We start from the raw sequence: 21,040 nt of genomic DNA on the forward strand, positions 1-21,040 counted from the left end.
TTATACTTTATGATAGTTTGTGACGCCATCAAGCGTGAGTATTAGGCGGAGGTTTCAATGACAAAGTTGTATCTACGAGCAATTACCATTATTGGGCTTGCAGTTATCCTGGCACTTTCTTCGGCTGGTGAGACGCAGGCACAACCGAATGAAAAGGCGCCCCATGTGGGTTATTTTGACGAGGTTGACGATGCCCAAATGCGAAATGGACCAGACCCCAATTATGTTCCATCAGCAGAAGAACAACTGGAGATAGCCAACAAGAGCGAGACGGCCAAACAATTTGTGGAAAATCTCGAAACGGTGACTGAAGGTGTACTTGATTATCGGATAGTAATTGTGGGTACCTGGCTTGAACCTAACGATTCTGCTCACCGCAATTATTGCGGTCCCGGTGCGACCCAGGTTGTGCTTGATGCGCGCCTGGATGCTTCACAAATACCCCACATAGATGTGATTGGTGCAGAAGAATATATTGACCCAACCTGGGGCGTTTATACTCGATTCATTCGAGACGTTCTGAATAGACGCTTGGGTACCACCTGGTATATCTTGGATGCCGCCGGTAACGAGAATTATCTGAGATACTACATAAAAATGGATATTATTAATGGTTACGCGATGGTCACTGCTCTAAGAACAGGTGCGTCATCTGGACAGATAATGAGTGGTTGGGGAAATCGAGACGTTCGGCATGTGATAGCCATTTATGGCTACAATGCGCCTGGTGCGACTAACACGACCATTTACTATACGGAAACCTCTGGTACGGCGGCAGGCTATTATGGCTCTTATCGTCAGAGCATGCCTATGGAACAGTTGTGGCAGCACGTCAGCCGTAACAATTCACAGGTCTGGTAACACCGATGATCAGAGTATTGCCTGTAAGAGTCAGAGCGAGTGTCTGGCTTAACTTGGCGATTGGCCTATCAATGCTGACCGCCTGCCAAGCGACGCGAACACCCCTTATGTCTCCGTCAGATGAAACTTCTGGCGAGATCAGTCATGGCAGAGAACTGACTTTCACACCAACAGCAACGCCTACCCTGGTTCAAGCGATACCCTCGGTATCTGCCACTTCGTCGCGGACCAAGACTCCTACCATATCTGCATCGACGCCGTCGTTTACCCCCACATCACCTTCGAAGCCGACTCCTACACCTACTCCCACTACGGCTTGGGCTACTCTGACGCCGGCGCTATTACACCGGTTACCGGCACAAACCCAACGCGCAACCTGGCTTGTTCCCGATGAGACCCACCTGTACTTTGTCTTAGGTTCAGACGACCGGCGTCATATTTTCCGCTATCCCTTTGCTGGCGGACCTATCGAGATGGTAGCGACGACGAACTTCGATGATGGCGATATAGCAACCTATAAACCAATTCGCAGCGGTGACTGGTTGATCTTTGTTGATACTCATGAAGACGACTACGCGGCCTGGATCGTGCGGGCATTGAATCTCAGAGACGGGAATGAACGGGTTGTTGTTGAGGAAGCCGGAGACGCGGACTCGTGGCCCGGGCCAGATATAGAAGCCGACGGTGATTGGGTGGTGTGGACACAGCTAAAGCAATCCAAACAGGCTGCGTGTACGGAAACGATACTGGCACTGCGCAATCTTCGCACAGGTGAGCAACGCGAGTTGGACCGCATCTGTGCCGAGACTAACTATATGTGGGTGGCCCCCGCGCTCTCAGGCGGCAAGTTGGTTGTCGAACAAGATTTACCTGATAATCGGGGAAGAGGTAATAACATCTATCTGTTCGATTTGGATACCGGGCAACGTGTCGCGTTGACAACCGACGGAAAAAGTAGTATGCCTGCGTTCTCATACCCATGGGCAATATGGAAAGCTGGTCCACGATATAGCCAAGGGTTTGAGGCTGTAGTCTATGATCTACGAGATGGGCGCCGAGAAGTGATTGCCGCCCCAGGCGGAGAATCTGGAGATCCACGCTTGGATGGTCAGTGGCTGTATTGGATAGCTTCTCGCAGGAGGCCGTTGTATATCTACGATTTGGTGAACAAACGCATGTTCCTTGCCCTTACACCACCACCAGGTGAAAAAGCGGCTGTTCTGGGCGCAGTGATTTACGGCAACAGAATCGTTTGGGGATACACATCTGACTCTTCAGTTGTTGACCCTGAGATTGTGCTGGAATGGCGCACGTTGCCTTAGTCACGATCGGTTCTGCACAGTAGTTTGTGGCAACGTTGATTGCGGTTGTTGGCTGTTCCGGCTGGGCTTGCATATAAGGAGGAGACCATGTTTCCCGCGGCTAAATACGTCTCATTCGTGGTACGCCTGTGGTGTGATGACCAGGAACAGCCGTCGGATCACTGGTACAGTGAGGTCGAGCATGTCCAGAGCGGCGAACGCTGGCAGTTCGATAGCCCGACGCAGTCACTGCACTTCGTGGCGCAGATGGCCGCTCGTCTGGATGTCCCCGTCACGCCTGCCCCCATGACTGTCTGCCCCTGACATTGTTCTGGCTTTTGCCTACTGTCCCCCTGGGATCGTGCAGGGCCGCTCCCGGCCTCTGCTCCCAGACTCTCTCCCGTCTGGGCGGGCGATGATATTCGTGGCTGTTTTCCCCTGCCTGCCGCCCGGGAAACAGCCCACGAATGGCATCGAGCCTCTAGGAAATGGGCTGCAATCCTTCGTCTGCAGCCTGTGGGTTTGGTTTCCGATCTCGGGGTTTTTTCGCTGATCGAGAGGACGAGCTGCTCCCTGGCTCGCCCTCTCGATTCGATTCTTTTTTCGACCTGTCACGCGCCGCGCCCCTGGCCCGCTTTGTCACTCCGACCGCGGCGCGGTACAATGCGTCCCATGTTGGTTGACACTTCGCCTTCCAGGCGCTTGCTCTGGTCGCTGCGCGGCCTGGTTCTCGTCCTTCTCATCTTGCACCTGGCCGCGCCCCGCTTCGGCGAAGCCGCGGCCTGGGGCCTCTGGCCCATCACTTTCTTCGCTCCGGCCGTACGCTGGACGCTGGCGCTGCTGGTGGCGGCGCTCTGCATCCCCGCGCTGACCGACCGCCTGCTGAAGGCTGCGCGCAGCGTCGCCTCCACAGAAACTGCACCGCCGTCACAACCCCCCATGCGCTGGTTTGCAGCCCTGGCCTTGCTCTCCATACCGCTCTTCTGGGCCTTGCGCCTGGTACACACGCGCTGGGGCGACGCCTACATCCTCACCAACGCCATCCCCTATCCCGATCCGGCCCTGCGCCTGGTCTACACCTGGCAGGCGCCCTTGACCGTCCTCTGGCACGCGAAGCTGTGGGCGCTCGGCCAGCGCCTTTGGCAGTGGCCCGATGCCTTTCCCGCCTACGCCATCACCAGCGTCGCGGCCGGCGCGGTCTACGTCTTTCTGGTGCTGCAACTGGCCTGGGAAGTGGGCCGCAGCCGCGGTCAGCGCCTGCTCGTGGCCGGTCTCTTGCTCAGCCTGGGCACGATGCAACTCTTCTTCGGCTATGTCGAAAACTACACCCTGCCCGCCGTCGCCATCATGCTCTATCTCTGGCTGGCCGCACGCACGCTGGCGAACAAGACCCCGCTGTGGGTCACGGCCGCCGCCCTGGGCCTGGCTAACGCCCTGCATCCCTCCACACTCAACCTCGCGCCGTCGCTCCTCGTCCTGGCCGCGATCAGCGCCCGGCGCGTCGGCTGGCCGCGAACCCTGCTGCAGACGGCCGCGCCCTTGCTGCTGATCGGCCTGGGTGTCATTGCCATAATGCAGGCCGGCGGTCACGGCCTGCAGGCGCTGCTCAGCAGCGATCGCCCCGGCGGCGGCGACGGCCGTTGGCTGGTGCCCCTGTGGACCACCGCCACGCGCTGGGAGCACTACACTATGTTTTCCTGGGGACACCTGCTCGACATCGTCAACCAGCAGTTACTCAGCGCGCCGGTCAGTCTGGCGGTTGTACTGCTCTGCCTGGCGAGACCCCTGACTGCCGCGGCGCCGTCACTTTCTGCCTACGTGCGCTTTCTCGCGGTCGCGGCTGCAGGCAGCCTGCTCTTCATTCTGCTCTGGAACCCGGACTACGGCGGCCAGCGTGACTGGGACCTGTTCAGCCTGAGCAGCCTGCCGCTGACGACGCTGGCGGCCGTGCTGTTGGGCCGCGCCCTGCCCGACGAACGCGCGCGCTGGGAGGCCGCTCTGGCGCTGGTGGGCCTTTCCGCGTTTCACACCGCCGCCTGGATCTTCCAGAACACACGGCCGTGGGAGTGGGGAAAGTAGGGGCGCTGCAATCCGGCGGATTGCGTTACAGGGGCGCGAGGCGTTGGAGGAGTTGCCAGGTGGCGGCGATTTCGCTGAGTGGGTCGTCGAATTCGATGGTGGTGAAGTGACCGGGCGGGCGGGTGCGCACCAGGTCGAGCGGGAGCAGGCCATCCCAGGAGTAGGCCAGTTGCGGAAGCGGCGCTGCAATCCGGCGGATTGCGTTACAGGGGCGCGAGGCGTTGGAGGAGTTGCCAGGTGGCGGCGATTTCGCTGAGTGGGTCGTCGAATTCGATGGTGGTGAAGTGACCGGGCGGGCGGGTGCGCACCAGGTCGAGCGGGAGCAGGCCATCCCAGGAGTAGGCCAGTTGCGGAAGCGGCGCTGCAATCCGGCGGATTGCGTTACAGGGGCGCGAGGCGTTGGAGGAGTTGCCAGGTGGCGGCGATTTCGCTGAGTGGGTCGTCGAATTCGATGGTGGTGAAGTGACCGGGCGGGCGGGTGCGCACCAGGTCGAGCGGGAGCAGACCATCCCAGGAGTAGGCCAGTTGCGGAAACGCGCCGCGCCCCACGGTGCGGATGGCGGTGACGCCGCGGGCGCCGCAGGCCTCGGCAAAATGCAGAAACGCGGGGGTTATCCCGACCCCTGCCTGCCCAACGGCCACACTCAGCGACTGCAGGTTGCCAGGCGGCAGGAGCGCCAGGTAGCGCTCCGGGATTTCCAGTAAGTTTGCCACCGGCCGCACCACGATCACGCGGCCCTGACAACCGTTGACCTGGCTCAGCCACTGGCCGGCCGCCTGCCGCCGGTCCGCTGGCAAAGGGCGCTCGTCCACCACAACGACAAAGTCATCGTCATAGCCTGACCATACCCGCACCTGCCCCGTGGCCTCCAGCGCCTTGTAGCGATCGAAACGATCGTGCAGCGGCTGACGGGGCCAGGCGCCGCGCGGCAGGAGCGTCGCCAGGGTCTGGCAGTGCGCGGTCAGGCGTTCGGCGTAGCGCGCAAGGCTCGCCTGGCCGGTGACGCCCGCGTCTGCGACTTCCACGAAATGCACGCGCGCGGACAGGCAGCCGTTCTGATCCCAGAAGATGGAATCCAGGGCCGCCAGCAGCGCAACCACATCCAGCAGCGGCAGCGCGGGCGCGTCTGGCAGCCGGGCTTGCGGCGCCAGCATCTCGCGGCCGATGGCCGCAAAGCTGACCTTGTGTCCGTGCGCGTGCAGCCGCGGCGGCTGCGCGGGCGCGGCGTGTCGCGCGGCCCGGCCAATCTCGGTGATCGTTTGATCGCCGGCCGCGGCTACAATCAGGTCTGCCTGGGCCAGCAGCAGCGCCTGGATGCGCTCATCCTCGAAGTCCCAAATCAGCAGAGCGACGTTCGCCAGCAGGTCAGGATCAACCGCGGCCAGTGCACGTAGAACCAGCGGCCCGAACAGCGGTTCCTGGCGCGAATTGCGGATGACGATGGCCGGCGGCGCCGTGTCCGCAGCCAGGCTCGTGGCCTGCGCCAGGAAGGTGATCAGCAGCGCGGTGCCCGGCACGTTGCCCGCGCCGTAGCCCACCACCAGTTCAGGCGCAGTCACTTCGCCAGGGAGCGGACCATCCTGGCGGCGGCGCAGAAACCGCGCCAGGTTCCAGCCAGGCGTCGCGGCCGGATAGAAGCGCAACCGTCCGGGGAGGCCGGGGATAGGCTGCCACGCGGCGGCAGCCTGCCAGGTGGGCAAACTGGCATACGCGGCCGGCAGTTGGTCCAGCGCCATCATGTCCAGCGCGGCCAGCGTCATGCGGATCATCGCTTCTGAGTAGCCGGTGTAGATGGGGAGCGCGGTCAGAATCTCGCGGCGCAGAGGATCGGCCGGATCGGCCAGGCGGCGGCCGGCCACTTGCAAGGCTGTTTGCAGGCGCACCCAGTACGCGGCCCCGGTCGGGACACGCGTTCGCTGGCCGCGCAGCCCGGCCAGGAGCGCCTGCCAGTCAGAAGGCTGCAGATCGGGATAGCGGGCCGTCACCGCACGCGGATCGTCCGGCGCCGCGGGTTGGCCGTCCAGGTAGGAAAGCGTTCGGTAGCCCACGTTCGCGAAGGCGGGCTGCTGCTGCAAAGCGTCGGGTAGCCAAAAACCGTCCATGTCCTACCCCTATAGTTGCGCCGCGCAGCCGGCTTCGTCCAGCAGATCTACGCGTTGAATGGAGCCTTGCGCGAGATAGGCGCCGGCCTCGCCGCATGAACACGATGCGTCGCCGCGTAGCAGATGCACGCGATCGGCTGTCTTGAAAAAGGCCGGGAACAGCTCGCCGCCGCCGAAAGGATCGAAGAAGGCCAGCAGGCCGGTGGTGTCCGCGCCCGTCTGCAGCGCATCGTTCGCATCCACGGTGGCTGCGTGGATCCAGGGCGGCAGGTGATAGTTGCCGTGCCGGCACTGCATGGCCGCCCAATTGCCCTCCGCCATGCCGTAGGTGTCGCGCACCATGACCGGCTCGCCATCGGCCGAAGTCATTGCCTGCGCGACGGTCGCCCTGATCTCGGCCGGCGTGTGGGGGTAGCGTTCCTTCATGCCGCCGCCAGAACCGACCAGGCTGCCCGGCGTCAGGCGCAGCGGCGTTCCCTGGCGCAGGATGTCCAATGCCACTGCGTGCAGGTGCGTCCAACCGGCGAACAAGAGCACCTTTTCCCTGGCTGCCGACGCCTGCCGGAGCAAGCTGACCGTGCTCTGCACCGCCCTGGGGGTGACCACGCGGTCGCCCATCCAGTGCATGAACGGGTTCCACAGCCGGCGTTCGACCATGCCGGCCCAGCCGCTGCGCCAGGTGCGGCCGGCGCGGATGCGCACCTGGTCGGGCTGGGCGGCAAACGGGATCGTGAAATGCACCCGCTCGGGCGCGAGACCGATGCCCTGTGTGCTGAACTGTGCCATGCGCGCCATCGCGATGCGGGTTTGCCGCGGCATGATGAAGATGGCGCGGTGATCGGCCTGCATTGCGAAGTAGCGCTGAAACGACAGGTAGAAACTCTCGGTGGTGCGGGCCAGGGCCTGCTGGTTGCGCACCAGGATGGTGGCTCGCCCGGAGGTGCCGCTGGAGGTCAGGATTTCCAGGCCCAGGTCGGCGAAGATCGCTTCGATGGCACGCAAGAGCGCCTCCAGCGAGCCGTAGCGCGGGCGAAAGCGGCTGAAGCGCGCGCGCGGTAGTTCGATGGAGAGCTGATCCGCCAACCAGCCCAGGAATTCGAGCGGGCGGTCCTGCGGAAACGGTGTTCCCAGCAGATCAATGTAGGACTTGAAGGTCTGTGACGTGGGCCGCAGCACACGCGCCAGCGCGCCGGCATCCAGGGATGGCCCCACCCCGCGGGCGGCGACCGTTTGCTGGTAGGCGCGGTTGCGCGCAAAGTGCCAGGCGTGCGTTTGCAGGATGCCGTCGAGCAAGACGGCTTCACGTTGGCCGGACGTCAGGCTCCAGAAGCTGGCGAGTGATGGTTGATCCACGGCGTCATACTCGCTACTATCGCCGCGCGGGCTTGTGGGCGTCGTCATCGGGCGCTCACTGGCCCGACTCCACGCAGCGGAAGCCGAAGATGGCATAGACATCCGTGGGGCCATACGCGCTGCGGAAGCTGGTGCGCACGACTTTGGCCGTGGTCCACCAGGAACCGCTGCGGCTGACACGCGCCTGGCCGGTGGCTGGCCCTTGCGGATCGCCCTCCGGAGCTTTGGCATAATAGCCCTTCTCGTACCAATCAGACACCCACTCCTGCACATTGCCGGCCATGTCGAGCGCATCGTAGGGGCTGGCGCCTGCCGGATAGTGTCCAACCGGTGCTGCGAATTGAAAACCGTCATCCACGCCGCGCTCGGCGCCGTAGATATCCAGGTTGGAATCGGCAAAGTTGACCAGATCACCCGCCGTCGGCTCGTCGCCCCAGGGATACAGCAGGCCATCCGGGCCGCGCGCGGCCTTTTCCCATTCGGCCTCGGTCGGCAGACGCCGGCCAGCCCAGCGGCAGTAGGCCACGGCATCGTTCCAACTGATGTGCGTCACCGGATAATCGTCCTGACCCTCAATCGTGCTGTCCGGGCCAAAGGGGTGTTGCCAGTTTGCGCCTTTGATCAGGTTCCATTTACTGGTGGGATCGAACACGCGCGACTGGCCGTTTTTTTCGGCCGTCGTCTGGAACTTGGCCGCCGCTACAAACTGCTTGAACATGCCGTTTGTGACCTCGGTGCGATCCACCCAGAACGCAGACAGCGTCAGGACGCTCTGCGGCTTCTCGTTATCGTCGGCCACCAGGTCGGTGCCGGTGGAGCCACGCAAGAAAGGCCCGGCCGGCACATAAAGCTGCATCATGCCGTCCTGCGCACTGATGCGCGCCGAGCCTGGGCCAAGTTCGGGCTTGAGCGTCTCGGTGATGACCGGCACTGTTTCCACCAGGCCGGTGGTGGTAATCAGCGTCGAGGCGGCGATCCAGGCCGGGGTGCGGTTGTACATGAATTGCCACCAGGCGCCGGTTTCATTAGCCGCGTAACGCCCGGTGATTGTGAGCTTTTCGCCTTTGCGCAAGCGCGCCAGGATGGGGTAGGCCATGTCCGGCCCGCTGCGCACATTGACCGCCGCGCCCATGATGCGCAACTCTGGCGCGGGTGTGGGCGTCGGTGACGGCGACACCGTCGGCGTCGGTGATGGCGCGGGCGTGTCGCTGCCCGGCGCTGCGACTGGTGCGGCGGTGGTGGCAGCCGCTGGAACCGTGGCGCCGGTGGCCGGCGTGCTGCCTTGGGCCACGGTTGTGGCCGTGGGGGGCTGGCGCCCGCCGGAACCGCTGAGCGCGATGCCCAGGCCGGCAATCACCACCACGAGCAGGACTGCCAGCCCGGCCACCAACGGCAGCGGGAAAGGCTGACTGGCCGGCGTTGCGGGTCGCGCCGCAGGCTGCGACGCGGCCGATTTTGCGGCCGGCGCCGATTTGCGCGGGGATGGCGCGATGGCGTCTGCTACGATCGTCCTTTCCGGCGGCGGCGCGGCTGCCTGTGTGCTTAGTCCGGGCGGCGTGTGTCCCTGGCTGGCGATGACAAAATCGCGTGCCAATTCGCCGGCGCGTTGGTAACGATCGGCCGGGTCCTTGGCCAGCACCTTGCTCACCACCGCCTCGATCGGTTGCGGCAGGTCAGCCTTGACCTGGCAAATGGGCGGCGGGGCTTCATGGACATGGGCAAAGATGGTAGCCACGGGCGTGGTGCGCGCAAACGGCACGCGCCCCGTCAACAGCTTGTAGATGACCACGCCCAGCGAGTAGAGATCGGTGCGACGATCAATGTCGCCATCCTGGGCCTGTTCGGGCGCCATGTACTCTGGCGTCCCCATCACGATGCCTGTGCGCGTCAACCCGGTGCCGGCTCCGGCCCGCACCAGGCCAAAGTCCATCAGCGTGATCTGCCCGCTGGGGCTGAGCATGATATTGGCCGGCTTGATATCGCGGTGGACGATGCCCTGGTCATGCGCGTAATCGAGCGCCTGCGAAACCTGTTGTACCACGTCCGCGGTCTGTGCCAGGGGCATCGGGCCATTCTTACGCACCCAGTGCTCCAGCGTGGCGCCTTCCAGGTACTGCATGATGAGATAATGCAGGTCGCCGGTCGCGCCCACATCGTAAATGGTAATCACGTGCGGATGGTGCAAATTGGCAGACATGATCGCTTCTTGCTGGAAGCGTTTGACGAAGTCTTCGTCGGCTGCCAACTGGGGCGCGAGAATCTTGATCGCCACCGTTCGCCGCAGGTCAGGGTCGTAGGCGCGGTAAACCACCCCCATGCCGCCACGCCCCAGCTCACTCTGAATCTGATACTTGCCGATCTGCTGCCCAATCAATGGGTCTGCCATGTTTTTCTCCTCAAGGCCCCCAGCTCAAGCGTTCCTGGGTCCAGTCCCAATCACCGCTGCCGTAGCCGCCGTTCAGGTCGAACAGCTTGCGCTGCTCGCTGCCGTCCGCGCGCATGACGAAGACCGCCCAGCCGCCATCCCGGTTGGAGACGAAGGCGATGAAGTTGCCGTCTGGGGAAGCGGTTGCCAAACCATCATTGGCGGGGTTATTGGTGAGTCGTTGTAGTCCGCCGCCGTCTTCACCCACGCGGTAGACCTCCCAATTGCCATCACGGTTCGACATGAACAGAATCTGAGAGCCGCGGTTGTCGGTTGGTATGTCGCCCGGCTGATCGGTCGCGACGCCGGGATTATTGCCGCTGGTGTCAATCGTCATGATGCCGCAGGTGCGGCCGCCGGCCCAGTTGTCACAACCGTTGAAAGCCACGCGCCAGCTTTCCAGGATGACCGGGTAACGTCCGAACAACTCCTGGGCGCCGATCTTGAGCGGCGGCGTCTCACGGCGGGCGCCGGCATCCTCTTGAAAATAGAGCCGATAGCGCCCGTCGCCCTGCGCGCTGGAGTCGAAGATCACGCTGATGCCGGACGGCGACCAGTGCGGGTGCATATCTTCGGGGTGTTCGCTGATCAGGCGTTTGCCGCCGCCATTGCGGTCGGTGCGCACCAGGTTATCGGCGCCGCCGCCATCGCCGTTGCCCACCAATTCGCCGTTGACGTTGAAATCGGGCTGGCGCATGTTGCCGATGATCGTACCCCGACTGTCATTGCTGACGTTGTAGAGCACCGTGTCCATGCTGCTGCCGTTCCAGGTGGCGTAGGCAATGCGACCGCTCAGGCCGGCTGGGCTGCCGCCGCCGCTCGGTGTGGCTGTGCTGCCGGACGGGGCAGGGGTGGACGTGGATGCACCGGCGCCGGGCGTGACCGATGCGGCGGCAATGGGCGCCGTCGTGACGCGCACATCATCCAGATAGATGGCGCCGCGGCTGGCCTGCTTGTCCGGCACACCGTCGAGCACCAGGGCAAAGAGGCTGACGGGATAGTCCAGGGCCTGGTTGTCCGTGCCGCTGATGTGGCCCACCGGCCAGGGCGCGCGATCATCGAACCAGGCCGTGAGCTGTTGCCAGCCCTGATGTTTGATCTGGCCGAAGGTGTAGGCGCGCACCTCGCCCGCCTTGTCCTTGATCCAAACGTTCAGAAAATGACCGGCGCCCTCGCCGTAGACCCACGCGGTCAGGCCGGTGGGACTGCCGGGCAGGCTCAAGGCCGGCCGCGCTTCGAAGACGACATAATTGTCGGCCACCGCGGCAAAATCGTAGGCCAATTTGGCGGCCGACTTATCCGCTTTGACCTGCTCGGCTGAGCGCGTCAGCGTGCCATAGGGCTGCTGACCGCGACGCCAGGCGACATCGCGCTCGAAATCAAGCACCACGCCAGGGGCAAGCGGGGCCACCGTGACCGCCGGGCGGGGCGTGGGCGTGTTCGCTGGCGTGGCGGTGGGCGCAGGCGTATTCGTGGGCGTGTCTGTCGCCGCCGCGGTGGGCGTATCCGACGGCAGCGGCGCGGCCGTCGCGGTGGGCGCCAGCGTGGCGGTGGCAACCGTCGCCGTCACCGTGGCCGGCGGCGGAGTTTCGACGATAAGAGTGGTCGCGAGCGGGGATGGCGAAACCACGACAAGCACCTGTGGGGTTGCCGTGGGCGCGGACGCGGAGCCACGGTTGCTTGCCAGCAGCGCGCCGACGATGCCCAGGACGGCCAGCAGGGCCACGGCGCCGATGATGAGCGGCAGCCGCGTCGCGCCCGCTCGCGTGGTTGCGACCGCAGGCGCGGCTGATGACGCAGGCGCGGCCACCGGAGGCTCGCTGTCCATGCGGAGGGTCGGCGCGCCGCCAATGAGAGTCTGCGCCGCATGAACTTCTGCCGCTGGCTGTGCGACCCTTGTCACCGCCGCGGTGGGCACGGTGGTACGGACAGCGGCCGGCAGCTCCGCCACGGCTGCGGCAAAATCGTCGGCCAGATGCCCGGCGCGTTGATAGCGCGCGGCCGGGTCTTTGGCCAGCGCCTTGAGCAGAATGGCCTCCAGGCGGGGCGGCAAGTCAGCGCGGGTTTGGCGCAAGGGCGGCGGCGGCTCATGGATGTGCGCATAGGTGACGGCGTAGGGCGTTGAGCGCGTAAAGGGGAGCTTTCCGCTCAACATGCGGTAGAGAACCACTCCCAGCGCGTAGACATCGGTACGCGCATCTACCTCGGCGCCGGTGGCCTGTTCGGGCGCCATATATTCGGGCGTGCCCACCACCATGCCGGTGCGGGTGAGCATGGCGCCTTCGGCCGCGCGCACCAGGCCAAAGTCCATCAGCGTGGCGTGCCCCTCCGCCGTAAGCATGATGTTGGAAGGCTTGATGTCGCGATGGATCATGCCGCGGCTGTGGGCAAAATCGAGGGCGCTGGCAATCTGGCGCAGGACCGGCACAGCCTGGCCCAGCGGCATGGTGCCGTGATCCTTGAGCCACTGATCGAGCGTTTTGCCCTCGAGAAATTCCATCACCAGGTAGTGAAAACCGTCATGTTCGCCCACGTCGTGAATGGTGACCACATTGACATGGTGCAATTGAGCCGACATCACGCCCTCGCGATGGAAGCGGCGCACGAAGTCTTCATCGAAGGCAAACTGCGGCGGCAGCACCTTGATGGCCACAGTCCGCTGCAGCAGGGCGTCGAAGGCTTCGAAGACCATGCCCATGCCGCCGCGGCCAATTTCACTGCGAATTTCATAGCGGCCAAGCCGTTTTCCAATCAGGGATGAACTCATGAATGTCCCTCTGCAACTCCCAACATCATAGCGATCCAAAAAATGGCAAGCGTGACGATTACGTTCGGGTTGAACTGCGCCTGGACCAAGAAGCCGGTGACGGCCGCCAGGGCCGCGGCGCTGCGCGCATGCGCCGGGCGGTCAGCCGTGCTCAGCAGTCCACGCCAGGTCAGGCGGTAGAAGGTGACGACCGTGGCGACCAGGGCCAGCAGCCCAGCCAGCCCAAGCGTCAGCCATTGATCCAGCACCAGGTTGTGCGGGTCAGTTACAATAGCCGAATCTTGCCAAGATGTCAATTCTGCCGGGGAGTTGGGCTTGAAAACCGGGGTGAAGGTCGCCGGCCCATAGCCCAGGAGCCAGCGCGGGCCGATCAGACCGGCGCTTGTACGCCAGATGAGCAGCCGCGTGGCGGTGGAAGCCAGCCGCAATTCGACAAAGGGCGCTGAGGCCGATGCCGCCGTTGGCTGCCGAACCAGGCTGACCCGGTTCATCAGCAGCAGCCAGGCGCCGCCCAGCAGGCAGACCAGCAGGGCAGCCAGGGCCAGGCGCCGATCGCGCCAGCGGTAGGCCAGCAGCCCCAGGCAGGCTGCCACGGCGACCGTCGCGCCCAGCCAGGCGCCGCGGGCTTGGGTCAACAGGAGGCAGGTCACTTGAAGCGCCAACACGACCCCGTAGCGCCAGCGGGCCGCCGCCAGCGTCAGGCCGGATGGCAGCGGTTCCCACAGGCGGGCCAGGGTGAAGGGAATGATCAGCGCCAGGTAGGCGCCGAGAAAGTTGGAGCGTCCGAGCGTGGAGAGTACCGGCGAAATGGCGTCGGTGGTCCAGGGCAGAGGATCAAGGCCCAGGGCTTGGATCAGGCCGTAGAGGGCCACGGGCACGCTGCCGAGGATCAGCGCGGTCACCTGGCGTTGCCGCGCAGCGAGGGTGCGCCAGGACAACAGCAGGAGGAGGGCAAAGAGCGGGCCGGCGGCCAGAACCAGCGCGCCGTGCAGGTTGTTGGGGGTGCCCCACAGGCTGGCCGGCGGGTCAACCGAGGCGAAGGTGGCCGCGGCGATGATGGCGAGGTAGGCGCTGAGCCAGCGCCGGAGCGCCCGCGGCGGCGCGGCCAGCGCGTCCGGTTTACGCAGCCAGGTGGGCAGGGCAATGCTGCCCGCGAGGAGGACGAGGAGCAGAAACAGGGCGATCTTGGCCGGCTCGAACGCGACATCGGCCCACGGGTTGAACCAGAGGGGCAGGAGGACGACCGCCAGCAGGCCGGTCAGGCGGATCAGCGGCGGGCCGAGGAGGTGAGAGATGGGGTATACGGATGATCCTTCTGAATTCATTCATGCCCTGCCACGAATTTCACGAATTGACACGAATTGGATTCGCGTTGCGGACGCCACCGAATGAATTCGGTGTCTGATACGTCAAACCCGCTCAAGCGGGTTGCGGTGGTGGGAACCGGTCGTGACAGGTTCTGGTGGTTCAGCCCGTGAATTCGTTCTCCGCGAGTTTCACGAATTCAGCCGTCACACCCAACACCAACCTGCTTCAGCAGGTTTCGGTGTATCAGACCGTGAATTCATTCACGGGCGTCTTGCGCCTTTGGCGTCCTTTGCGTTTGCGGGGTTCTGCTCAAGAGTTGGGCTATTCGTCAATCCACAATCACCGCTCTCATCTACGTACATCAAGTACATGCGACTACCTTTGCTTCGTCAATGGCACATGCAGACAGGATGCATGGGAGACCATGCACCGACAATCATACCGCATCTGTGAGCCGCGGTCAATCCCGCGCCGCGCCGGATTTTGCCACGAATTGCACGAATTGACACGGATTGAGGCGCGCCAAAGCGTGATTTGTCGCCGAGGGCGTTGTCACGCCGGAGGCGTGACCTACGCACTGGACGGCGTCAGCGCCGGCGGGTGGGCCAGGCGCCGAGCAGGGCAAAGCCGAGCAGCAGGCCCAGGCTCAGGAGGCTGCCGGCGGCGGCCAGCGCGTCGCGGCCCGGGGCGAAGGTGAGCTGTGCGGAACCGGAGATCGTCGGGACCGGATTGACATTGGGCGGCGTCGGCGTCGGCCCGATTGGAATCGGCGCGTTGGTGATGAAGACCTCGTCCAGGTAGATGGCGCCGCGGCTGGCGGAACCGTCGGGCACGCCATCGAGGGCGAACTGAAAGAAACTGACGGGATAGTCGAGCACCTGGTTGTCCGGGCCGCTGATGTGGCCGGCCGGCCAGGGCGCCTGATCGTTGAACCAGGCGGTCATCTGCTGCCAGCCCTGGTGGTAGATCTGGCCGAAGGAGTAGGCGCGCACCTCGCTGGCCTTGTCCTTGATCCAAACATTGAGAAAATGTCCGGAGCCGTCGCCGAAGACCCAGGCGGTAAGCCCGGTGGGGTTGCCGGACAGGGCCTTGGCCGGCCGCAGCTCGAAGACGACGTAGTTGTTGGTGACGGCCGCGAAGTCATAGGCCAGCTTGCCGCTGCTGGCGCCGAGTTTGGCCTGCTCGGTGGAACGGGTAAAGGCGCCGTAGGGTTCATCGCCCCGGCGCCAGGTTTGATCCTGCTCGAAATCGAGGACCAGGCCGGACCGTGCGGGCGGCGCGGGCGCGTGGGCGCTTTGGTGGGGGTGGCCACAGGCCGGGTGGCCGTGGGCGCGGGCGTGGCCGTGGGCACGACCGTGGGGGTGGCCGTCGCTGTGGGCGCTTTGGTGGCTGTGACGACGGACCGGGTCGGCGTTGGCGACGCGACGACCACGATCACCTGCGTACTCGTGGCTGTCGGCGCCGTTGTCGGTGTAGAGGTTGGCGCCGGGGTCGGCGATGGCGCTGGCGTGACCTCGTCGCCTGTTTTCACTACGACGGTCGGTGCAGGCGTGGCGGTTGGAGTTTCGGGGGGCCGCGTGATCAGCCACGCGCCGCCAACGGCTGCCACGAGGAGCAGCAGCAGCAGGCCGATCAGGATCGGTATCTTGCTGGCAGGTTGGCGGGCGGCGGGCGGTGCTGTGCGTGGCCGCGGACGCGCGGTCGTGGAGCCGGACGGGGTGGGAGGACGGCTGGCGCCAGGCGGGGTGGATGCGCGTCCGCTGCCGCCGGCGACAGGGGGTGCGACGGGCGCTGCCAGCCCTGCGTCGGCCTTACCGCCGATAGCCGCTTCGAACTCGCGCGCCAACTGCCCTGCGCTTTGATAGCGATCGGTCGGCTGTTTGGCAATCGCCTTGAGCACCACGGCTTCCACGACCCTGGACAGATCAGGCCGTAGTTGGCGCAGGGGCGGCGGCGCTTCGTAGACATGCGCGTGGATCAGGGCAGGGGCGGTGGTGCGTTCGAAGGGCAAGCGGCCTACGAGCAGGCGATAGATCACGATACCGAAGGCGTAGATGTCGGCCCGATGATCGGTAGGTTGACCCTGGGCTTGTTCGGGGGCCATGTACTCCGGCGTGCCCATGACCGCGCCGCTCATCGTCAGCACGGTGCCTTCGGTGGCGCGCACCAGGCCAAAGTCCATCAGGGTGACATGACCATCGTTGGACACCATGATGTTGGACGGTTTGATGTCGCGATGGACGACCCCGCGTTTGTGGGCAAAGTCGAGGGCGTCGGCCACCTGGCGTACCACGCGATTGACCTGATCCACACCCAGGAGGCCGCTGGTCAGCCAGCGGTCGAGCGGGGACCCTTCGAGGTACTCCATGACAATGAAGTGGAAGTCCTCGTGCTCGCCCACATCGTGAATGGTGACAATGTTGGGGTGTTTGAGCTGTGCGGCCATGACGGCTTCGCGATGAAAGCGGCGCACGAAGTCGGGGTCCATGGCCAGTTGCGGCGGCAGGACCTTGACGGCCACGACGCGCTGCAGCGCGGGGTCATAGCCGCGGTAGACAACACCCATACCACCGCGACCGATTTCCGCTTGAATTTCGTACTTACCGAGGCGTCTGCCAACCAGTGATGTCGCCATGGGGTGGGCCTTTCTTATGAAAAGAGATGATAAAAGGAATTTACCGTCTGCGCAAGCGCGCTGCAGTTTGCGTATTATCGGTCAAAACAGACGAAAGGACAAAAACGGGTGCGCGCCGCCGCATGAATTGGGATATTCTCTTTTTTGTTGACAGACCTGGCCGGAAGGCGTAGAATGATTCGTGATTCGTAAGAACATCTATAGTAAGTCAGATAAGGACTTGGGGTCCACGATCTGGAATCGAGGCTTCAGCCGGTTAGTCTGGGCTATGAGAGCCGCCGGCTAAAGCCTCGAGTCCGGAAAATTATCTGAACAGCTATATCTATCGAGAGAAAGACCATTCCATGAAATTCCATCGCTCCTCTTCTGTCTCTTCTTTTCCCCTTTCTTTTCGCTTGTCTTTTCGCTTCCTTTTTCTCTGCATCATGATCCTGTCCCTGCTTCTCCCCGCCGCCCAAGCGCCGCTGGCGCGCGCCAGCGCCTTCTATTATGTGGCGACGACCGGCGCGGACAGCAATCCGGGCACGGAGGCGCTGCCCTGGCGCACGATCCAGCATGCGGCCGACACGGTGTCGGCCGGCGACACGGTCCTTGTGCGCGCAGGCGTTTACCACGAGGCGGTGCGCATCACCCACTCTGGCGCGGCCGGCGTGTTCATCACTTTTGCTGCCTATCCGGGTGAAACGCCGGTGGTGGATGCGAACGGCATGAGCCTGGCGAACTATTTCGACGGCGGCTTCCGCGTGGACTACGCCGGTTTCGTGCGCATCAGCGGCTTCGTGGTGCAGAACATCACCGACGGCTTTGGCATCATCTGTTACCATGCGGACAACTGCATCATCGAAAACAATCGCACCTACAACACCCTGCACTCCGGCCTTGCCTCGTGGACGAGCACCAACACGGTGATTCAGAACAACGAGGTGGAGCTTGCCAACAACAACGGCGAGCAGGAGGCCATCTCCGTAACCCAGAGCGCCTACGTGCAGGTTCTCGACAATCACGTGCATCACGGCGGCCCGGGCGCCAACGGCGGCGAGGGCATTGACATCAAGGATGGCTCGCACGATGTGCTGGTCAAAGGCAACTACGTCCACGACATGAACAGCCTCTGCCTCTACGTGGATGCCTGGGACTCGCCCACCTACAACATCACCCTGGACGGCAACCGCAGCCACAACTGCTTCCACCACGGCATCGCCCTGGCCTCGGAGCGCGGCGGCGAGCTGACCAACGTGACCATCATCAACAACGTGCTCTACCGCAACACGCGCAACGGCATCACCATCGGCGATTGGGACGCCGGCTATCCCCATCCCATTCACGACATCGCCATCATCAACAACACATCCTACGACAACGGCGACGGCGTCTGGGGCGGCGGTATCGAGGTGGCAGAGCCGTCCGTGCAGAATATCGTCATCCGTAACAACATCGTCAGCCAGAACGACTTCTTCACTATCCTGGCCGAGGGGGTGCCCGCCGCGGCCCTGACCGTGGATCACAACCTGATTGACGGCTTCCGCGGTCAGACCGGCGAGCTGCGCGGGGCCGATTACGTAGAAGGAGCCCCGGCCTTCGTCAACGCGACCGGCGCAGATTTTCATTTACAGCCCACATCGCCGGCCATTGATCACGGCGCGGCGACCGCAGCCCCGGATCACGATTTCGACGCGGCCCCGCGGCCCAACAACGGGCTGTGGGACATCGGCGCCTACGAGTTCCAGGCCGCGCCGCAGCCGCCGGTTGCCAACTTCACGGCCAGCCCAACCGCGGGCGCCGCGCCGCTGATGGTCAGCTTCAGCGACCTCTCCAGCGCCGCGCCGACCGCCTGGGCCTGGGATTTTGGCGACGGTGGAACCTCCACTCTGCAAAATCCGACCCATGAGTACACCGCGCCCGGCTACTACACCGTCAGCCTGACCGCGTTCAACGACCTGGGGCAGGACACCGAAACCAGGGTGGATTACATCGCGGCGCGGCCCATCGGCAGCGGCGAGGCGATCTTCACGGACGGCTTCGAGACCGCGCTGGATTGGGCTCGCAGCGGCAATACCACCTGGTACACCGGCTCACCCAAGAACGGCACGCACAGCGCGCGCCTGCGCGTCACCGGCAGCATCGAAAAGACGATCTCGACCGTGGGCTACCGCTTCATCTCCGTGGCCTTCGGCCTGGGCGCACACAGCCTGGACAACGACAGCGAGAATCTGCAGGCCCTCTGGTATGATGGCAGCGCCTGGGTCGTGCTGAAGCAGATCAACAACAGGGACCCGGAGGAGAACAACCTGCTCAACCCCTTCGAGCTCCAACTGCCGCAGGGCGCCGACAACAACCCGAATTTCGGCCTGCGCTTCAAGCTCAACGGCAGCGCGACCAACGACTACGGCTTCAGCGACGATGTGGTCGTGCGAGGCTTCGCCACCGGCCCGACGCCCACCAGCACGCCGACCGTCGCGCCGACCGGCACGCCCACCGTCGCGCCGACCGGCACGCCCCACCCCCGCGCCGACCGGCACGCCCCACGCCGACCGCCGCCGCGCCGACCGGCACGCCCACCCTCGCCGACCGGCACGCCCACCGCGCCGCCGGCACGCCGCCGACCGCACCCCCCCCAACCAGCACCCCACCCCTGCGGCCGCGCTGCAGCGCATCTTTCTGGATGATTTCGAGGCCGGTTTCAGCGGATGGTACAAGGAGGGCAGCACCACCTGGTACAGCGGCGACCCCAGGATCGGCGCGTACAGCGTCCGCATGGCCGGCAACAACTGCTGGATGAACCGCACCGTTTCCACGGCCGGCTACCATGACATCGTGTACCGCGTCGCCCTGGGCGCGGCGTCCTACGAGGCCTCCGAACGGTTGATCGCCTACTGGTGGGATGGCGCGGCCTGGCAAAAGATCGAGACGATCAAGAATGGCGATCCGGAGGAGAACGGCGCGCTGCACCTCATGGAGTTCAGCCTGCCGGCCGGCGCGGCCAACCGCAGCGACTTCAAGCTGGCCTTCGGTCAATGGAGCGCAGACAGCAGCGACTTCGGCTACATTGACAACGTCGAGGTGCTGGGCATCGCGAATTGAATGAAGGACGAAGTATGACCGATCCAATCCCCATTTACACCATCGGCTATGGTGCGCGCAGTGTGGAGGCGCTGCTGGCGGTTCTGCAGACGTGGCAGATCGCCTTTGTGATTGACATTCGCTCCGCGCCCTACTCGCGTTTCAAGCCCGAATTCTCCAAAGAGTCGCTGGCGCGCGAAATCGAGCGGCGTCACATTCGTTATCTGTACATGGGAGATCTCCTCGGCGGCCGGCCCGCCGACCCCGCCTGCTACCGCGATGGCAAGGTGGATTACGACCTGGTCAAGCAGACGGCCGCCTACCAGGAGGGCATCGGTCGCCTCCGCCGTGCGTTTGCCCAACAGCGCCGCGTGGTGCTGCTGTGCAGCGAGGGGCGGCCCGAAGAGTGTCATCGCAGCAAGCTGATCGGCGAGTCTCTCACCAGCCTTGACATTCCGGTGATTCACCTGGATGAGAACGACCAGCCGCTGTCGCACGCGGCGGTCATCGCCCGCCTGACCGGCGGTCAACTGGGGTTGTTTGGCGCTCCCACATTTACGTCACGCAAACGCTACCAGGCGACCGATGATGATGATGATGACGAAGATGGCGACATGGATGAGAGTGACGATGGGGGCGGATATGATTGAAATCGTTACAATCGGTGTCTATGGCTTCGATGCCGACCATTTCTTTCAGGCCCTGCAAGCCGCCGGCGTCGAAGCGGTGTGCGACATTCGCCGACGCCGCGGGGTGCGGGGCGCGGCCTATGCCTTTGCCAACAGCCGGCGCCTGCAAGACCGGCTGGCCGCGCTGAATATCCGCTATCTGCACCGGCCTGACCTGGCGCCCAGTCACGCCTTGCGCCACGTGCAGGACGCCGCCGACGCGGCCGGCCGTGTCGCCAAGCGTCAACGGACCGTACTGGCGCCGGCGTTCATCGCTCAGTATGAGCAGGATTGCCTGGCTGGGCTGGACAGCGCTCAGCTCCTGGCCGATTTGAGCGCCTACGGTCATGTCATCGCCCTGCTGTGCGTGGAACAGGCGCCCCAGGCCTGCCATCGTTCCCTGCTGGCCGCCCACCTGACCGCCGCGCTGAGCAGCCCGGTCAGACATCTGAGGGTGAAGGATGAAGGGTGAACATGGAG

The 21,040-nt window shown here is 64.1% G+C and carries 16 protein-coding genes; 8 read left to right on the forward strand and 8 right to left on the reverse strand.

Features of this window, described 5'->3' with window-relative positions; all coding sequences use genetic code 11:
* Positions 1–57: 57 nt before the first annotated feature.
* The 4 genes from IPF85_RS08195 to IPF85_RS08210 all read left to right on the forward strand — a co-directional run bounded on the left by IPF85_RS08195 (position 58) and on the right by IPF85_RS08210 (position 4,241).
* Complete coding sequence (locus tag IPF85_RS08195) at positions 58–861, forward strand: hypothetical protein (RefSeq protein WP_343407581.1); 804 nt, start codon at positions 58–60, stop codon at positions 859–861.
* A 473-nt stretch (positions 862–1,334) separates the two neighbouring features.
* Positions 1,335–2,183, forward strand: a complete 849-nt coding sequence (locus IPF85_RS08200; RefSeq protein WP_343407582.1) for a hypothetical protein — start codon at positions 1,335–1,337, stop codon at positions 2,181–2,183.
* Positions 2,184–2,270: 87 nt separating this feature from the next.
* Entirely contained in the window at positions 2,271–2,486 is a 216-nt protein-coding gene (locus IPF85_RS08205) for a hypothetical protein (protein ID WP_343407583.1), read from the forward strand.
* A gap of 348 nt (positions 2,487–2,834) precedes the next feature.
* Complete coding sequence (locus IPF85_RS08210) at positions 2,835–4,241, forward strand: hypothetical protein (RefSeq protein ID WP_343407584.1); 1,407 nt, start codon at positions 2,835–2,837, stop codon at positions 4,239–4,241.
* Positions 4,242–4,266: 25 nt separating this feature from the next.
* Here IPF85_RS08210 and IPF85_RS08215 read toward each other — a convergent pair whose 3' ends face one another.
* From IPF85_RS08215 to IPF85_RS08250, 8 genes are all read right to left on the reverse strand, one after another.
* Positions 4,267–4,572 (reverse strand): hypothetical protein, encoded by a 306-nt coding sequence (locus tag IPF85_RS08215; RefSeq protein ID WP_343407585.1) that lies wholly within the window; start codon positions 4,570–4,572, stop codon positions 4,267–4,269.
* A gap of 50 nt (positions 4,573–4,622) precedes the next feature.
* Entirely contained in the window at positions 4,623–6,344 is a 1,722-nt protein-coding gene (locus tag IPF85_RS08220) for an acyl-CoA reductase (RefSeq protein WP_343407586.1), read from the reverse strand.
* 9 nt (positions 6,345–6,353) lie between these two features.
* A complete protein-coding gene (locus tag IPF85_RS08225) occupies positions 6,354–7,745 on the reverse strand; it encodes a hypothetical protein (protein WP_343407587.1) in 1,392 nt (463 codons plus the stop codon).
* Positions 7,746–7,752: 7 nt separating this feature from the next.
* Positions 7,753–10,083 carry an SUMF1/EgtB/PvdO family nonheme iron enzyme gene (locus IPF85_RS08230; protein WP_343407588.1) on the reverse strand — a complete coding sequence of 777 codons (2,331 nt, stop codon included), beginning with the start codon at positions 10,081–10,083 and terminating at the stop codon, positions 7,753–7,755.
* Positions 10,084–10,093: 10 nt separating this feature from the next.
* On the reverse strand, positions 10,094–12,889 hold the full coding sequence (locus tag IPF85_RS08235; RefSeq protein WP_343407589.1) for a protein kinase: 2,796 nt from the start codon (positions 12,887–12,889) through the stop codon (positions 10,094–10,096).
* Positions 12,886–14,214, reverse strand: coding sequence for an O-antigen ligase family protein (locus tag IPF85_RS08240; protein WP_343407590.1), 1,329 nt, complete (start codon positions 14,212–14,214; stop codon positions 12,886–12,888). The genes IPF85_RS08235 and IPF85_RS08240 overlap by 4 nt, the downstream gene beginning before the upstream one ends.
* Before the next feature lie 570 nt (positions 14,215–14,784).
* Positions 14,785–15,189, reverse strand: a complete 405-nt coding sequence (locus tag IPF85_RS08245) for a hypothetical protein (RefSeq protein WP_343407591.1) — start codon at positions 15,187–15,189, stop codon at positions 14,785–14,787.
* Entirely contained in the window at positions 15,138–16,832 is a 1,695-nt protein-coding gene (locus IPF85_RS08250; protein ID WP_343407592.1) for a protein kinase, read from the reverse strand. Before IPF85_RS08250 ends, IPF85_RS08245 begins: the two co-directional genes overlap by 52 nt.
* A 344-nt stretch (positions 16,833–17,176) precedes the next feature.
* Here IPF85_RS08250 and IPF85_RS08255 point away from each other — a divergent pair, with 344 nt between their 5' ends.
* The 4 genes from IPF85_RS08255 (at position 17,177) to IPF85_RS08270 (ending at position 21,032) form a co-directional block, all read left to right on the forward strand.
* The gene (locus tag IPF85_RS08255) at positions 17,177–19,498 is read left to right on the forward strand and encodes a right-handed parallel beta-helix repeat-containing protein (RefSeq protein WP_343407593.1); all 2,322 of its coding nucleotides are present in this window, start codon (positions 17,177–17,179) and stop codon (positions 19,496–19,498) included.
* 109 nt (positions 19,499–19,607) lie between these two features.
* Positions 19,608–19,913: a hypothetical protein gene (locus IPF85_RS08260; protein WP_343407594.1), complete on the forward strand. Its 306-nt coding sequence runs from the start codon at positions 19,608–19,610 to the stop codon at positions 19,911–19,913.
* 14 nt (positions 19,914–19,927) lie between these two features.
* Positions 19,928–20,542 (forward strand): DUF488 domain-containing protein, encoded by a 615-nt coding sequence (locus IPF85_RS08265; RefSeq protein ID WP_343407595.1) that lies wholly within the window; start codon positions 19,928–19,930, stop codon positions 20,540–20,542.
* The gene (locus tag IPF85_RS08270; protein WP_343407596.1) at positions 20,535–21,032 is read left to right on the forward strand and encodes a DUF488 domain-containing protein; all 498 of its coding nucleotides are present in this window, start codon (positions 20,535–20,537) and stop codon (positions 21,030–21,032) included. Before IPF85_RS08265 ends, IPF85_RS08270 begins: the two co-directional genes overlap by 8 nt.
* Positions 21,033–21,040: the final 8 nt, after the last annotated feature.

The organism is Candidatus Amarolinea dominans, from assembly GCF_016704685.1.
Classification (GTDB): domain Bacteria; phylum Chloroflexota; class Anaerolineae; order SSC4; family Amarolineaceae; genus Amarolinea; species Amarolinea dominans.

What these genes read in the sequence shown, in the direction of transcription:
- IPF85_RS08255 (WP_343407593.1), top strand. Translation starts at nt 17,177, where the DNA reads ATGAAATTCCATCGCTCCTCTTCTGTCTCTTCTTTTCCCCTTTCTTTT.
- IPF85_RS08235 (WP_343407589.1), bottom strand. Translation starts at nt 12,889, where the DNA reads ATGAGTTCATCCCTGATTGGAAAACGGCTTGGCCGCTATGAAATTCGC.
- IPF85_RS08260 (WP_343407594.1), top strand. Translation starts at nt 19,608, where the DNA reads ATGAACCGCACCGTTTCCACGGCCGGCTACCATGACATCGTGTACCGC.
- IPF85_RS08215 (WP_343407585.1), bottom strand. Translation starts at nt 4,572, where the DNA reads ATGGCCTGCTCCCGCTCGACCTGGTGCGCACCCGCCCGCCCGGTCACT.
- IPF85_RS08200 (WP_343407582.1), top strand. Translation starts at nt 1,335, where the DNA reads ATGGTAGCGACGACGAACTTCGATGATGGCGATATAGCAACCTATAAA.
- IPF85_RS08205 (WP_343407583.1), top strand. Translation starts at nt 2,271, where the DNA reads ATGTTTCCCGCGGCTAAATACGTCTCATTCGTGGTACGCCTGTGGTGT.
- IPF85_RS08230 (WP_343407588.1), bottom strand. Translation starts at nt 10,083, where the DNA reads ATGGCAGACCCATTGATTGGGCAGCAGATCGGCAAGTATCAGATTCAG.
- IPF85_RS08225 (WP_343407587.1), bottom strand. Translation starts at nt 7,745, where the DNA reads ATGACGACGCCCACAAGCCCGCGCGGCGATAGTAGCGAGTATGACGCC.
- IPF85_RS08270 (WP_343407596.1), top strand. Translation starts at nt 20,535, where the DNA reads ATGATTGAAATCGTTACAATCGGTGTCTATGGCTTCGATGCCGACCAT.
- IPF85_RS08210 (WP_343407584.1), top strand. Translation starts at nt 2,835, where the DNA reads ATGTTGGTTGACACTTCGCCTTCCAGGCGCTTGCTCTGGTCGCTGCGC.
- IPF85_RS08250 (WP_343407592.1), bottom strand. Translation starts at nt 16,832, where the DNA reads ATGGCGACATCACTGGTTGGCAGACGCCTCGGTAAGTACGAAATTCAA.
- IPF85_RS08195 (WP_343407581.1), top strand. Translation starts at nt 58, where the DNA reads ATGACAAAGTTGTATCTACGAGCAATTACCATTATTGGGCTTGCAGTT.
- IPF85_RS08265 (WP_343407595.1), top strand. Translation starts at nt 19,928, where the DNA reads ATGACCGATCCAATCCCCATTTACACCATCGGCTATGGTGCGCGCAGT.
- IPF85_RS08220 (WP_343407586.1), bottom strand. Translation starts at nt 6,344, where the DNA reads ATGGACGGTTTTTGGCTACCCGACGCTTTGCAGCAGCAGCCCGCCTTC.
- IPF85_RS08240 (WP_343407590.1), bottom strand. Translation starts at nt 14,214, where the DNA reads ATGAATTCAGAAGGATCATCCGTATACCCCATCTCTCACCTCCTCGGC.